Below are 12,495 nucleotides of genomic sequence, written 5' to 3'. Positions count from 1 at the left end.
CCCCTCCTTTTTTTGCCTCGCAATTAAGGGATGATAGAAACGATTTGGAGAAGATAATGAAAGATTTTCTGATTGCCCCATCCATTTTATCTGCAAATTTTGCGCGGTTGGGGGAAGACACAGCAAAAGTACTGGCAGCAGGTGCTGACGTTGTTCACTTTGATGTGATGGACAACCATTATGTTCCTAACCTGACTATCGGCCCTATGGTCTGCCAGGCTCTGCGGGATTATGGCATTACTGCGCCAATTGATGTTCATCTGATGGTAAAACCGGTTGACCGCATTATCCCGGATTTTGCCAAAGCAGGAGCGACTTACATTACCTTCCATCCAGAAACCAGTGAACATATTGACCGTAGCCTGCAACTCATCAAAGAGCAGGGTTGTAAAGCCGGCTTGGTATTCAATCCTGCAACTCCACTGAGTTATCTTGATTATGTTTTGGATAAACTGGATATTATTCTGTTGATGTCGGTCAATCCTGGGTTCGGGGGCCAATCTTTCATCCCTGGAACACTGGAGAAGCTGCGCCAGGTTCGTAAAATCATTGATGAAAGCGGTTATGATATTCGTCTTGAGGTAGACGGTGGTATTAAAGCCAGCAATATCGCAGAAGCAGCGGCCGCTGGTGCAGATATGTTCGTTGCTGGTTCAGCCATTTTCAGTCAGCCAGATTACAAAGCCGTTATTGATAATATGCGTAGTGAATTGTCAAAGGTATCTCATGGCAAATAAAGTATTAAAAGGTATTCGTGCTATTGCCTTTGATCTTGACGGCACGCTGGTAGACAGCGCCGGTGGTTTAGCGGACGCACTGGATCAGGCACTATTAGCCAAAGGTTTCCCAGCTCCGGGAAAAGAACGAGTTGCTGTCTGGATAGGTAACGGTGCCGATATTATGGTCGAACGTGCATTGGCATGGGCCAGAGTCGAATTGACCACACAACTGCATCAAGAAACCCGTAAACTGTTTGACCATTTCTATGAAACAACGGTAACAACAGGCAGTCAGTTGTTCCCGGAAGTCAAAATCACATTGGCCGAACTGGCAAAACACAACCTGCCAATGGGTATCATCACCAATAAACCAACACCTTTTATTGCTCCTTTGCTGGATTCTTTAGGTATCAGTGAATACTTTTCATTGGTGTTAGGCGGTGATGATGTTAAAAAGAAAAAGCCACACCCGGCACCTGTTTATCTCACAATGGGCACATTCGGACTGCATAAGGAAGAACTGCTCTTTGTCGGTGATTCCCGTAATGATATTTTAGCAGCACAAGCGGCGGGTTGCCCTTGTGTTGGTTTAACCTATGGATATAACTACGGTGAATCTATTGCATTAAGCAATCCAGACTGCATATTAACGAATTTCTCGGATCTGCTATCCACAATTGGACTCCCATCTTTGAAACTTCAGGAAGCATAATAAAATGAATGAACCCACTGTATCTGAAAAAACAAACGCCCAAAAACCTATTGTATTCAGCGGCGCGCAGCCTTCCGGTGAATTAACCATCGGTAACTACATGGGGGCGTTACGTCAGTGGGTTAAAATGCAGGATGATTATGACTGCATCTATTGTATCGTTGACCAACATGCAATCACTGTCCGCCAGGACCCAAAAGAATTGAGAAAGCGCACTCTGAATACACTGGCGCTCTACCTGGCTTGTGGTATTGATCCAGAGAAAAGCACCATTTTCGTTCAGTCCCATGTACCACAACATGCTCAATTAAGCTGGGTTCTAAACTGCTATACCTATTTCGGCGAACTCAGTCGTATGACTCAGTTCAAAGACAAATCCTCCCGCCATTCCGAAAATATCAACGCAGGTCTGTTTGATTATCCGGTACTGATGGCTGCGGATATTTTGGTATATCAAACAAACCAAGTTCCGGTAGGGATCGATCAGAAACAGCACCTTGAACTGAGCCGCGATATCGCTCAACGATTCAATGCTATCTACGGCGATATTTTCGCTGTGCCAGAACCGTTCATCCCAACTGGTGGTGCCCGTGTTATGGCCCTTCAGGACCCAGAAAAGAAAATGTCTAAATCAGACGATAACCGCAACAACATTATCGCTCTGTTAGAAGACCCAAAATCAGCAGCTAAAAAGATTAAACGTGCAGTCACAGACTCAGAAGAACCCCCCCGCGTTCGTTACGATCTCGAGCAAAAACCAGGGGTTTCTAACTTATTGGATATCCTCGCTGGCGTTACCGGCAAAACTATTCCTGAACTGGAAACAGAATTTGCAGGTCAGATGTACGGTCATTTAAAAGGTGCTGTGGCTGATGCAGTTTCCGGTATGCTGACTGAGTTACAAGAGCGTTTCCATTATTTCCGTAATGATGAAGCCCTGCTGAACAAGATCATGGCAGAAGGTGCAGCGAAAGCAAAAGCCCGCGCTCAGATTACGCTGGATAAAGTGTACGAAGCTATTGGCTTTATTGCTCATCCTTAATAATTAACTCGAATTCTGTTTAAGCCGTCATTGGAAAATCTTCTTCTGAGTAGAAAACTTTCAGTGATGGTTTCTTCCATTTTAGGCAGTAAACAATCACACCGCCTGAATTACAGCGAAATGTACCGATATAGTGAGCCGATTTCTTCTTCATTTGTTGAATCGACGATCAATGAAGTCATCGCTAAACGCATGGTGAAAAAGCAGCAGATGCAATGGAGCCAACAAGGTGTGCATTACTAACTCCAGACAGGCGCAGCGGTACTCAATGATAATTTAAAAGCCCGATTCGAGCATTGGTATCCGGGCATAAAATTATGTGAAGAAACGGATCATAATTTGACAGAGGTGGTTGCCGCATAAGTGTCCCTGACTTTTTTATGCTCTCCTTAACAATAGCCAATTGCCATAATTTTTTGGTAGCGTTCCGCCAGTAATGTTTCAATATCGAGCATTTTCAATGCTGACAAATCGGCGAGTAGCTGTTGTTTTAAATTTTCACCCGCGATCAAATAATCACGATGAGCACCACCAAGTGGCTCTGGGATAATAGTATCGATAATACCAAGCTCTTTGAGTCGTTTCGCCGTCATTCCCATCGCTTCAGCAGCAACCTGAGCTTTTTGTGCATCTTTCCAAAGGATAGATGCGCAACCTTCCGGTGAAATTGCCGCATAAGTACTGTATTCCAACATATTAATGCGATCGCCAACCCCTATCGCTAACGCACCACCAGAGCAACCTTCTCCTGTGATCACACAGACGATTGGCGTTTTTAAGCAAGACATTTCCATAATGTTTCGCGCAATCGCTTCGGCTTGTCCCCGCTCCTCAGCACCAATACCTGGATAAGCGCCCGCAGAATCAATAAGAGTCACCACTGGTATATGGAAACGCTCGGCCATTTTCATTAAGCGTAATGCTTTGCGATAACCCTCAGGGGAAGGCATGCCAAAGTTGCGCATCACTTTTTCTTTCGTGGTACGGCCTTTTTGCTGCCCTATTACCATCACCGGTTGGCCATCAAGACGAGCTAAACCGCCAACAAGGGCTTTATCATCTGCAAATGCTCGGTCACCCGCTAGCTCTTGAAACTCAGTAAAGATCAAAGAAACATAGTCGAGGGTGTAAGGTCTCATGGGGTGTCTGGCAAGTTGGACGATTTCCCAAGCGCCAAGTTGAGAAAAAATAGTTTTCGTTAATGAAAGACATTTCTTCTCAAGTAATTTGATTTCCTCGTCGATCTTAATATCCGACAGATGGCTATTTTCTTTAAAGGTCACTAAAGCGTCGATTTTTTCATTCAATTCGACGATTGGTTTTTCAAATGCGAGAAAATGAGTAGACATAGAATCCTTAACATGGTAAACATTCCATTTTTAATGGGGGTTATTAGCGGTAGAATTTTTGTTTTGTGACAGCGTCAATTTTTGAATAGGGGTTATTCCCCGCTAATCCCATGTTAGGAAGTTCGTGATTATAAGTCTATAACCATCGCGTTGTTTTATCTTGGTGACCATAGATTTTATGCTCTCGTATAGGTATACAGAGTGAAGTTATTTATTTCTGACCTTTTCATTCATCACATAAGCCCAGTCTTTCACCAACTCACTCCGATAGTAACTGACTCCGTCAAGGATAATATGAACCTTATGACTGACCGGATAGGTTTCACGGATGGCAATGAAGGATTCCGAGATGTAATTAACTATCGATACGGTCATACTCGCGTCCCCCCGTTTTACTGATATCGGCCAGATTCAGGGCGACCATCAGGTTCAGACGGGTACGGTTTCCCGTTGTTTTCACCGCGGTTTTCTGGCCTTTGCACATCCAGCCATAAGCGAGTTTCGTCCCCTGCGTGGAATGGAGGCGTTCACGTTCGGGTTTTTATTCATCGGTAATGAATATTTTCATGACTGATACCATGATCCTCATTTTGCGGAAAATCAAGCAGTTTCAAAGGGATTGGCGCCTAGTCTTCTTATCTCCCAACTTTCTTCTGATCTGGTTGTTAGAGTTCAGAATGTGGCGCGTAGTCATAGAGTCACGCCGTTCGTCGTCTATTACGCTTTATTCAATTCTACGCTGGCAAACTTCCTAGATACCTCTGTTGTATGTACGGGCACGACACTCGCCAATAGAACAGAATCAGATAGAGAAACCATTGACTGTCGAATTAATAATATTCCTGTTGTAGTGAATTGTGGAGCGGGACAGATTCGCGCGATCCTAAGTGAGACTGACCGAGCATTAAAAACCTGTATGCCTCATGCTCATGTGCCGCTAGATGTGATTTCGTCATTAGCTGCAAGTCAAGGTCAAGGACTGTATGACATTCTCTTTATGTATCAAAACCAAAATAGAGGGAACCTCTTAAAATACCGAAAATTCTCTATTCCTGAGTATGCCACTCGATATCAACCAGTTTATTGCAATTTGACGGTCAACCTTGTGCCAGAACAGGAGGGGTTAGCCATCGAAATGATGTTCAACCAGACGAATTATCCCAAGGAGATTGTGGAGAGTTTTATGTCGATGTTTCTGTCCAATATAAACAATTATTTACTAAATCCAGAAAGCCAAAACTGAACGGAGGGATGATGAATTCTACATTTATTCAAAAATTTGAGTCCATTGCGGAAATGTTGCCTAACAACATTGCACTCATTACAGCAAACCATTCAATGACCTATTCTCAGCTGCATCAAATGGCAAAACGTATTGCTGTGGGTATTCACACTGCAATGAGTGACGATGTGGAGGGTATAGTGCTCTGTTTGCAGAGAAATGAGTCGCTCATAACAACAATTTTGGCGTGTCATTATCTTGGTATACCTTATATCCCCGTTGATCCCAGAACGGCCAAAGAGAAAATAGACCACATCCTCTCTCAATCTCGTTATTTGTACATCAGTAATGTGCAGAAGAGTGCATGTCAGAAAACATATTGTGTCACTGAGATCCTGAATGCCGACTCGCAATTTGATGGAGAAACGATGGCGCGTCCATCTAAAGAGGCCTACCGTATCTATACATCAGGCTCGACAGGAGAGCCCAAAGGAGTGATGGTCAGTCATGTTGGGTGTTCCAACTTAATTGAGCATTTTTGCTCGTTGCTGAAATTTCCTTCTTTCTACCCACTCTGGCAACGGCTGAGTAACTGGTGATAAGACTCAACCCAATTCTAGGAACGGTGTACATTTCGCTTATTAGTCGAATCCGCTATTAAATAGTTACTTAACGGCGTGTACTATTCCGTTGTTTCTGAACCCTATTATTGCTTAAAATTAGTAAAGAATTTCAAGTTGAACAGGATCACTTATTATTTTAATAACCCCAATGTCAGATTTTTCAAATTCAATTTGATATTTTTCATTGTCAATGCCTGTAATAATATTATCTAAATAAGAATATGCGAATCTTATTGATTTGTTTTTAGCCCATTCAGGTAATAAGTGTACATAGTAGTTAAAAACTATAAATCCTCTTTTTTTATTTATGTAATTTATATTTAGAATGTCTTTTAAAATCATTCTACCGTAACAAAAATCACCATTTTTATTAAATTCTTTTTTCCCTAAATTGGTTAAATTCCATAATTTATTTTTTCCTCTTTTAAAATCCAACTTTACTAATCCAGTATCAACAAGAGATTCCATGTTCGCATTAGCCCATATAGAATCCTCATTAATTGATACTGGCCATTCAGTCTCACCTAGGCATAATAATATTTTATCGTCAATTTCTTTTTGTACTTTCTTTCTAAACAATTCATTTCCTTCTGAATGACAAAAAAAAGATAAAAACAAATAAATACACTTCATTTTTTTCCTATATTTCAATATTGCTTTTTGGGTATGAGCAGCAAGTCAATATATATCCAGAAGCGCAATGATATTTTAATTTAACTCCATTCTTATAAGCACATTTCAAAATTGTTTCATTCGATGATATATCAAAAAAATCATTCCCAATTTTTAATTTAAAGACATCCATTTTTATCTCCCGTATTTTTTAATCTTAAAATAATCTCTTTCGCTATCTTTTTGTTTTCTGTAATAAAGGTGTCTGAAGCCACTGCCGCAAAATCCGTCTTGTTGAGTTCTACTGAGCTAATATAACCCGAATTCTGTTTAAGCCGTCATTGAAAAATCTTCTTCTGAGTAGAAAACTTTCAGTGACGGCTTCTTCCATTTAAGGCAGTAAGCAAATTGCTTTTATCACTTTCAAGTGCCTAATTTTTATTCGGTTTAATCGGAAGTTCTTTGGCATCCTGATACGGATGTATTATGGCGATCACAATCCAACTTTCATACCTATTACGATGAACATACGGAAGACATTCTGAAACAAGCCTATTTCTTGTACAGGCCGATATTTGATTCAAAAAATAAATCATTAAAAATCAGTTAACTATAAAAAAAATCATTTTTTTTCATACCCACCTGTAAGAAATTGATGTGCGGTGCGACTAATTGAGTGAAGCAAATGCTTGTTTCAGCGAAGCAGTAATTCACCTTCTACACAAATATAAAAGGAACATTCTATGACTAAACAAACGACAAAAGCATTACTGGCTATGGCCTTAGGTAGCGTATTGATTACAGCAGGCACTTCAGCAATGGCGGATTCCGGCAGCAAAATGGAGAAATGCTATGGCGTTTCTCTGAAAGGGAAAAACGACTGTAAAGCAGGTGCAGGCACCACCTGTGCTGGTACCTCAAAAATGGATTATCAGGGCAATGCCTGGAAAATGGTACCGGCGGGTTCCTGCGTAAAAATGAAGTCTCCAACCTCCCCGATCGGTTTTGGTCAACTAGACGCGTTTAAAGAAGTGTAATTCCAGCATCAGACAGGAGCTCATACGATGACAATTTCTCTGCCCCCACATAGCGTCTCTTGTGATGCTCCTGACCGCATCATGCTAAATATGCTCCCGGCCAGAGCAGGGATCGGATTAAAACCGGAGCATTTTCGCGCTATCCTGCGCGATAAACCCAACATCGGTTTTTTTGAAATTCATGCGGAAAACTATCTGGTTGCGGGAGGGCCGTTTCATCAGACACTGACCGCCATTCGCCAAGATTATCCTCTCTCTATTCATGGTGTAGGCCTGTCCATCGGAGGAGAAAATCCTCTGAATCAGACCCATTTACAACGTGTTGCCGCGCTGGTTGAACGCTACCAGCCGGCCATTTTTTCTGAACACCTTGCCTGGTCAACGCACAACGATCTATTTCTCAATGACTTGCTGCCGCTGCCTTACACCGACGTCACGCTGATACGGGTCTGCGAACACATCGATCAGGTACAGAATGCACTGCGTCGCCCCATTCTGTTGGAAAACCCGTCCACCTACATCGAGTTCAGTGCCTCAACCATGAGCGAGACTGACTTTATCTCCGAGGTGATACGCCGCACCGGATGCGGACTACTGCTGGATGTGAACAACCTCTATATCAGTGGCGTCAACCATAATCGCTGCCCACGGCAGATGCTATTCGAGCTACCACTTCACCGTGTCGGTGAAATTCATCTGGCGGGCTATACGGAAAACCGCGATGGGGCGGGCGACCTGCTGCTGATTGATTCACACGATAGCCATGTGACTGGGCCTGTCTGGGATCTCTATAACAAGACCCTACGTGAAACAGGGCCGATCGCCACCCTGATCGAATGGGACAGCAATATTCCACCATTAGACGTGTTGCTGAACGAAGCCAGCCATGCCCAGCGTTACATTACAGAGAGCACGAAAAATGCAACAACAATTGTATCAAGCACTTCTTGACCCCGACCTCACGGTACCAAAGGGACTGACAGCCTGGAACGGTAGTGATCCGGCGGTACGTTTTGCGATTTATCGTAATAATGTCATAGCGTCGCTGATTGACGCACTGGCCGAAAACTGCCCCGTGCTTCTCGCCCAGCTCGGAGAGTGCTTTTTCCGTGCGATGGCGGTGGAGTTTATACGGCAACAACCGCCTTCTTCTCCTGTTTTGGCGGGCTATGGCGCGCAATTGCCGGACTGGATTGCAACGTTTCAGCCGTTGGCAGACTGGCCCTGGTTGAGCGATCTCACCCGGCTGGAAATGTTGTTTATCGAATCACTGCACGCGGCAGACCCTGCCATACAGACGACAGAAGCAGCCCCGAGTGGCGATCCCGCACAGTTTCTGATGGCACTCCATCCCTCAGTACGGCTTTTCAATTCAGATTATGCTGTTTTCAGTCTGTGGGCCTCACACCAACAAGGTGAAAACGAGATGGCGCTGGACCCATTCCAGCCGGAACATATGCTGCTGTGCCGCGTTGACGACGACGTGCGAATAATGTTGCTCAGCCGTGCGGAAATGCAGTTTGTTGCCATGATCCAGTCTGGTCGATGTCTTACCGAAGCCCTAGAGATCGCCGCTGGGGAGGAGGCAACTTTTGAGCCTCAGCCGATTTTACAACGCATGCAGCACTATGGGCTGATCCTTTCTCTATACAGCAACACGGAGCACTAAGATGGCATTACTCAAAATGTTAGCGTTAAAAGGGCAACGCATTACGCAGGAAAGTGTTCTCGCCCTTCTGGCGCGCATTGGCCTTGCCGCAATATTCTGGCTGTCGGGCCAAAGCAAAGTGGTGGGATTAAGCATCGATATTCTGGGGGGCACACCCTGGCAACTGGGGATCCCGCACGTTACAGACAGCGCCGTGTCGCTCTTTGCCAGCGAGTACCAGCTTCCGCTACTGCCACCCGATGTTGCTGCCATCATGGCCGCGACCGCAGAACACGTGTTTCCGCTGCTGCTGATTGTCGGATTGGCAACACGCTTCTCCGCGCTGGCATTAATGGTAATGACGCTGGTGATTCAGATATTTGTTTATCCAGATGCCTGGCCTGTCCACGCTACCTGGCTGACGGCTCAGCTGTATTTGATGATGTATGGCGGCGGGAGGTTCTCGCTTGATCGCCTGATTTACCGCCATCGCACCTGATTCCCTCACCCTGCGTTATTCTTTATTTTGATTCTCGTTTTCGCCACGAGCGAATGCGGAAGTGATAGTGCGCAGGTCGGCAAGTTGTTGTCTGAAGTTTCGGCATCCGTCGCACATTCGCAAATGCAGCATAAGCTGAACACGTTGAGAAAGCATGATTTTTTCATCCTGCGCCTGAGACATCAGGCGCGTAGCTTGGGAACAACTAAGCATATTTATCCTCCTGGGAAAACCAGCGTTGTGACAAACATTCGCGTAAACGCATACGCGCACGCCAGAGCATCACATTCAAGTTACTGACGGAGAGTGCCATCTCCTGGCAGATCTCCTGAGTCTCAAGACCAATAAATTCGCGCATCATAAATGCCCGCGCGTTTTGCGTTGGCAACTGTGTCAGACAAAGCTCAAAAACCGTCCAGAATTGCTCCTGTTCGGCCGCCTTATCCGGTAAATGCCAGCACTGAGGATGCTCGTTTCGCGGCCAATGACCAGACTCATCAAACAGCGCTTCGAAATTTTGCTCATCAACATCATCAGTCAATTTCAGGCTGCTGTGCCGATAACGCATACGCAAGGCGTCCGAGATTTTGTTACGCAGGATCGTAAACACCCAGCTCTTCCAAGCGGCTCGTCCGGCAAAGGAAGAGGCATTCTTCATCGCGCCTTCCAGAGCCTCTTGAACAACATCTTCCGCCTGATGAAAATCATTCAACTGCAAGCGGGCAAACTGCAACATCTGTTTATGCAGCATGGAAAAAAACTGCGGATCCCGCAGCAGATTATTGATATCGGACATTGTGGTTTCTATCTTAACAGGATTGTTCGGGATAACCGGGTATTATGAAACACCATTTTGGCGGAATCGCTTAAATTCACTCACATGACTTAGGGACCGTTTGGGGAACGGAGGTCATTCTAAATTAAATCTGTTTTTTGTACAGCAGGGGAAGTATCTTTTCCTCAGCACCACCTATTTTTCGTTCAACCTCATCGCGTCATAGAGGAGTAAATCTGACCAGTTCTGCCGAGAGAATGACCATGCAGATAATAGCTGCAATGGCAGAGTTTAAACAAGACTTACTGATAGAGCGCACTCATTCTGGTATTGCACGAGCTAAAGCAGCAAGAAATAATGTCAGTGCTAATGTGCACGTTCACCACGTGCACATTTTATTATTTCCCAAACAACCTACGGTTAAAATCTTCAATCTTTCCAAACATAACCCGCTTTTGCATCGTCAGGTTCCAACTGGCGGATAACCCAGCTGTACTCATCAATCGCCGATACTGCTCTTCATCAAATGGCATATTAAAAGCAATCGCTATCGCTTCTTTAACCAAAACATCACTATTACGGGAAATAAGAACAAAAGGCTCATCCGGGCTAACATTTCCCGCGGCAATAATTCGGTAAAGCCAGCCACAACGACCACTCCCCTGCATAATGGCAGAAAAATTGCTGATACCGGAATGAGCATTGAGTTTGTAACAAGGTGAACGAGGCTGAGTTACTTGAAGCATGGCCTCTCCCCAAGTAAAAATATCACCGATACAAACATTCTCTTCAGTCAGGCCAGTTGTGGAAATATTTTCGCCAAACGCTGGAGCAATAAAGAAATCTTCCTGCTCAGGAAATTGGTGTTTCCAGAAATCGTAGTGTTCACGAGGATAATGACAAAGAGCACGATCGGGGCCACCATGAAAACGGGTTTCGGCCTGTTCATCACCTTCCAATCCAAGAGAAGTCAGACGCAGGCTGCCATCAACCATCCGTTTGCTAATTGCACTGGCAAACAGTTTTTCTGACATTTCAATTTTGCCTGTATATACCTGCGAATAATACATAATTCACTTTCCTTATTGAAATCAGTCCGACGATATCATCATAAACCAATACCCAATCAATAAAAATGCCGGCAGTAATATCAGCCGGCATAGCAGAAAAGAGAAAATGAATTAGAAAATTATTCCACTTTTTCCTGATAACGTTTTGCAGCTTCATCCCAGTTCACAACGCTCCAGAACGCTTTAATGTAGTCAGGACGACGGTTTTGATACTGCAAGTAATAGGCATGTTCCCAAACATCCAGACCAACAATTGGATAGCCAGAAGCACCGGAAATAGCTTCACCCATTAATGGGCTGTCCTGGTTAGCAGTAGATACAACCGCCAGTTTGCCATCATCTTTCAGTACCAGCCACGCCCAACCAGAACCAAAACGAGTCGCCGCCGCTTGCTCAAATTTCTCTTTAAAAGAATCCACACTACCGAAATCACGTTCAATAGCTTCTTTTAATGGGCCTTGCAGAGTTGTCCCTAATTTCAAGCCCTTCCAGAACAAGCTATGGTTAGCGTGTCCACCCGCATTGTTACGTACAAAAGTACGTTTATCAGCAGGTATCATATCTAATTGCTGAATCAGATCATCAACATCCAGTTTTGCCAGCTCAGGGAAGGCTTCCAGAGCGCCATTGGCATTATTAATGTAAGTCTGATGATGCTTGGTATGGTGGATTTCCATCGTCTGCTCATCAAAATGAGGTTCCAGAGCGTCATAAGAGTAAAGAAGAGAAGGTAATGAATAGCTCATATCATGTACTCCAGTCATATAAAATGATTCAAAGTCCACACCTTGTGAACAATTTGACTACTCCTCTCCTATAAAGGAAGAGGATTCCCACTTCACAGAGACGTGCCTGATCCGCTGGGACGCGAACCCGAGCTTACCTTCTCTCCGTGGGCTAACACTGTCAGCCTGACAGCTTTGATATTTCGCGCTTTATATGCGCATTTCATAGGGTCACACACTACATAAGAAAATGTGAAAATGCTAAAGCGGGAAAACCACCTCCTTTCCTCCCCGTCCTGAAGCACAAGGTTTCCTGGAGGCTGATCGATTATCATTATAGTTAATTAAATATTATTGGAAATGATTATCAATACCATATTATCACTATGGTTTTATCATACAACTGTGTTTCAGTAGCTTATCAGTCAATTTATCTATATTTGAGATTATTATTGGATTAGG

Annotated in this window: 15 protein-coding genes and 4 pseudogenes; 11 read left to right on the top strand and 8 right to left on the bottom strand. The window is 44.1% G+C overall.

From position 1 onward, the window contains the following. The first annotated feature begins 56 nt into the window (after positions 1-56). From rpe to trpS, 3 genes are read left to right on the top strand one after another with little or no spacing between them, the layout of a single operon-like run. Positions 57-737 (top strand): ribulose-phosphate 3-epimerase, encoded by a 681-nt coding sequence (gene rpe / locus ACUN2T_RS00515; protein WP_445495744.1) that lies wholly within the window; start codon positions 57-59, stop codon positions 735-737. Next, positions 727-1,431, top strand: a complete 705-nt coding sequence (locus tag ACUN2T_RS00510) for a phosphoglycolate phosphatase (protein ID WP_445495743.1) — start codon at positions 727-729, stop codon at positions 1,429-1,431. Before rpe ends, ACUN2T_RS00510 begins: the two co-directional genes overlap by 11 nt. A gap of 4 nt (positions 1,432-1,435) precedes the next feature. Continuing rightward, on the top strand, positions 1,436-2,473 hold the full coding sequence (trpS, locus tag ACUN2T_RS00505; protein ID WP_445495742.1) for a tryptophan--tRNA ligase: 1,038 nt from the start codon (positions 1,436-1,438) through the stop codon (positions 2,471-2,473). A gap of 19 nt (positions 2,474-2,492) precedes the next feature. On the opposite strand, the pseudogene ACUN2T_RS00500 reads toward trpS, so the two are convergent. Beyond that, positions 2,493-2,588, bottom strand: a pseudogene (locus ACUN2T_RS00500) (IS982 family transposase); the annotation flags it as partial. Between ACUN2T_RS00500 and ACUN2T_RS00495 the strand changes: the two are divergent. Beyond that, positions 2,582-2,836, top strand: a pseudogene (locus ACUN2T_RS00495) (ISKra4 family transposase); the annotation flags it as partial. The pseudogenes ACUN2T_RS00500 and ACUN2T_RS00495 sit on opposite strands and share 7 nt — an antisense overlap. A 26-nt stretch (positions 2,837-2,862) precedes the next feature. Here ACUN2T_RS00495 and accA read toward each other — a convergent pair. Both accA and ACUN2T_RS00485 read right to left on the bottom strand, forming a co-directional pair. Continuing rightward, entirely contained in the window at positions 2,863-3,822 is a 960-nt protein-coding gene (gene accA, locus ACUN2T_RS00490) for an acetyl-CoA carboxylase carboxyl transferase subunit alpha (protein WP_445495741.1), read from the bottom strand. Positions 3,823-4,050: 228 nt separating this feature from the next. After that, positions 4,051-4,345: pseudogene (locus tag ACUN2T_RS00485) on the bottom strand (transposase); the annotation flags it as partial. 156 nt (positions 4,346-4,501) lie between these two features. Between ACUN2T_RS00485 and ACUN2T_RS00480 the strand changes: the two are divergent. Together ACUN2T_RS00480 and ACUN2T_RS00475 are read left to right on the top strand one after the other, a co-directional pair. Beyond that, the gene (locus tag ACUN2T_RS00480) at positions 4,502-5,065 is read left to right on the top strand and encodes a condensation domain-containing protein (RefSeq protein WP_445495740.1); all 564 of its coding nucleotides are present in this window, start codon (positions 4,502-4,504) and stop codon (positions 5,063-5,065) included. 95 nt (positions 5,066-5,160) lie between these two features. Beyond that, positions 5,161-5,643 (top strand): AMP-binding protein, encoded by a 483-nt coding sequence (locus tag ACUN2T_RS00475; protein ID WP_445495739.1) that lies wholly within the window; start codon positions 5,161-5,163, stop codon positions 5,641-5,643. A 120-nt stretch (positions 5,644-5,763) separates the two neighbouring features. Here the strand turns inward: ACUN2T_RS00475 and ACUN2T_RS00470 are convergent, their stop codons facing one another. Further along, complete coding sequence (locus ACUN2T_RS00470; protein WP_445495738.1) at positions 5,764-6,300, bottom strand: carbapenem biosynthesis protein CpmH; 537 nt, start codon at positions 6,298-6,300, stop codon at positions 5,764-5,766. Positions 6,301-7,022: 722 nt separating this feature from the next. On the opposite strand from ACUN2T_RS00470, the gene ACUN2T_RS00465 reads away from it, so the two are divergent. Genes ACUN2T_RS00465 through ACUN2T_RS00450 form a run of 4 tightly spaced genes read left to right on the top strand, consistent with a single transcriptional unit; the run spans position 7,023 to position 9,463 of the window. Then, positions 7,023-7,316, top strand: a complete 294-nt coding sequence (locus tag ACUN2T_RS00465; RefSeq protein WP_445495737.1) for a BufA1 family periplasmic bufferin-type metallophore — start codon at positions 7,023-7,025, stop codon at positions 7,314-7,316. 27 nt (positions 7,317-7,343) lie between these two features. Then, positions 7,344-8,267, top strand: coding sequence for an MNIO family bufferin maturase (gene bufB / locus ACUN2T_RS00460; protein WP_445495736.1), 924 nt, complete (start codon positions 7,344-7,346; stop codon positions 8,265-8,267). Beyond that, positions 8,236-8,985, top strand: a complete 750-nt coding sequence (locus ACUN2T_RS00455; protein WP_445495734.1) for an HvfC/BufC N-terminal domain-containing protein — start codon at positions 8,236-8,238, stop codon at positions 8,983-8,985. The genes bufB and ACUN2T_RS00455 overlap by 32 nt, the downstream gene beginning before the upstream one ends. 1 nt (position 8,986) lies before the next feature. Next, positions 8,987-9,463, top strand: coding sequence for a DoxX family protein (locus ACUN2T_RS00450; RefSeq protein ID WP_445495733.1), 477 nt, complete (start codon positions 8,987-8,989; stop codon positions 9,461-9,463). Between the two features lie 15 nt (positions 9,464-9,478). Here the strand turns inward: ACUN2T_RS00450 and ACUN2T_RS00445 are convergent, their stop codons facing one another. Continuing rightward, on the bottom strand, positions 9,479-9,676 hold the full coding sequence (locus ACUN2T_RS00445) for a zf-HC2 domain-containing protein (protein ID WP_445495732.1): 198 nt from the start codon (positions 9,674-9,676) through the stop codon (positions 9,479-9,481). Then, positions 9,669-10,259, bottom strand: coding sequence for an RNA polymerase factor sigma-70 (locus ACUN2T_RS00440; RefSeq protein ID WP_445495731.1), 591 nt, complete (start codon positions 10,257-10,259; stop codon positions 9,669-9,671). Before ACUN2T_RS00440 ends, ACUN2T_RS00445 begins: the two co-directional genes overlap by 8 nt. A 206-nt stretch (positions 10,260-10,465) precedes the next feature. On the opposite strand from ACUN2T_RS00440, the pseudogene ACUN2T_RS00435 reads away from it, so the two are divergent. Then, positions 10,466-10,588 (top strand): annotated as a pseudogene (locus tag ACUN2T_RS00435) (recombinase family protein); the annotation flags it as partial. A gap of 48 nt (positions 10,589-10,636) precedes the next feature. Here ACUN2T_RS00435 and yiiM read toward each other — a convergent pair. Together yiiM and sodA are read right to left on the bottom strand one after the other, a co-directional pair. Continuing rightward, positions 10,637-11,308 carry a 6-hydroxyaminopurine reductase gene (gene yiiM, locus ACUN2T_RS00430; RefSeq protein ID WP_445495730.1) on the bottom strand — a complete coding sequence of 224 codons (672 nt, stop codon included), beginning with the start codon at positions 11,306-11,308 and terminating at the stop codon, positions 10,637-10,639. Between the two features lie 119 nt (positions 11,309-11,427). Beyond that, complete coding sequence (sodA, locus tag ACUN2T_RS00425) at positions 11,428-12,054, bottom strand: superoxide dismutase [Mn] (RefSeq protein ID WP_445495729.1); 627 nt, start codon at positions 12,052-12,054, stop codon at positions 11,428-11,430. Between the last annotated feature and the right edge of the window lie 441 nt (positions 12,055-12,495).

The sequence above is a fragment of the Photorhabdus machadonis genome (assembly GCF_052657765.1).
This window is presented reverse-complemented; position numbering and strand designations above follow the sequence as displayed.

Coding starts and splice junctions, on each gene's coding strand:
- rpe (WP_445495744.1), top strand. CDS start 57: ATGAAAGATTTTCTGATTGCCCCATCCATTTTATCTGCAAATTTTGCG.
- ACUN2T_RS00510 (WP_445495743.1), top strand. CDS start 727: ATGGCAAATAAAGTATTAAAAGGTATTCGTGCTATTGCCTTTGATCTT.
- trpS (WP_445495742.1), top strand. CDS start 1,436: ATGAATGAACCCACTGTATCTGAAAAAACAAACGCCCAAAAACCTATT.
- accA (WP_445495741.1), bottom strand. CDS start 3,822: ATGTCTACTCATTTTCTCGCATTTGAAAAACCAATCGTCGAATTGAAT.
- ACUN2T_RS00475 (WP_445495739.1), top strand. CDS start 5,161: ATGACCTATTCTCAGCTGCATCAAATGGCAAAACGTATTGCTGTGGGT.
- ACUN2T_RS00470 (WP_445495738.1), bottom strand. CDS start 6,300: ATGAAGTGTATTTATTTGTTTTTATCTTTTTTTTGTCATTCAGAAGGA.
- ACUN2T_RS00465 (WP_445495737.1), top strand. CDS start 7,023: ATGACTAAACAAACGACAAAAGCATTACTGGCTATGGCCTTAGGTAGC.
- bufB (WP_445495736.1), top strand. CDS start 7,344: ATGACAATTTCTCTGCCCCCACATAGCGTCTCTTGTGATGCTCCTGAC.
- ACUN2T_RS00455 (WP_445495734.1), top strand. CDS start 8,236: ATGCAACAACAATTGTATCAAGCACTTCTTGACCCCGACCTCACGGTA.
- ACUN2T_RS00450 (WP_445495733.1), top strand. CDS start 8,987: ATGGCATTACTCAAAATGTTAGCGTTAAAAGGGCAACGCATTACGCAG.
- ACUN2T_RS00445 (WP_445495732.1), bottom strand. CDS start 9,676: ATGCTTAGTTGTTCCCAAGCTACGCGCCTGATGTCTCAGGCGCAGGAT.
- ACUN2T_RS00440 (WP_445495731.1), bottom strand. CDS start 10,259: ATGTCCGATATCAATAATCTGCTGCGGGATCCGCAGTTTTTTTCCATG.
- yiiM (WP_445495730.1), bottom strand. CDS start 11,308: ATGTATTATTCGCAGGTATATACAGGCAAAATTGAAATGTCAGAAAAA.
- sodA (WP_445495729.1), bottom strand. CDS start 12,054: ATGAGCTATTCATTACCTTCTCTTCTTTACTCTTATGACGCTCTGGAA.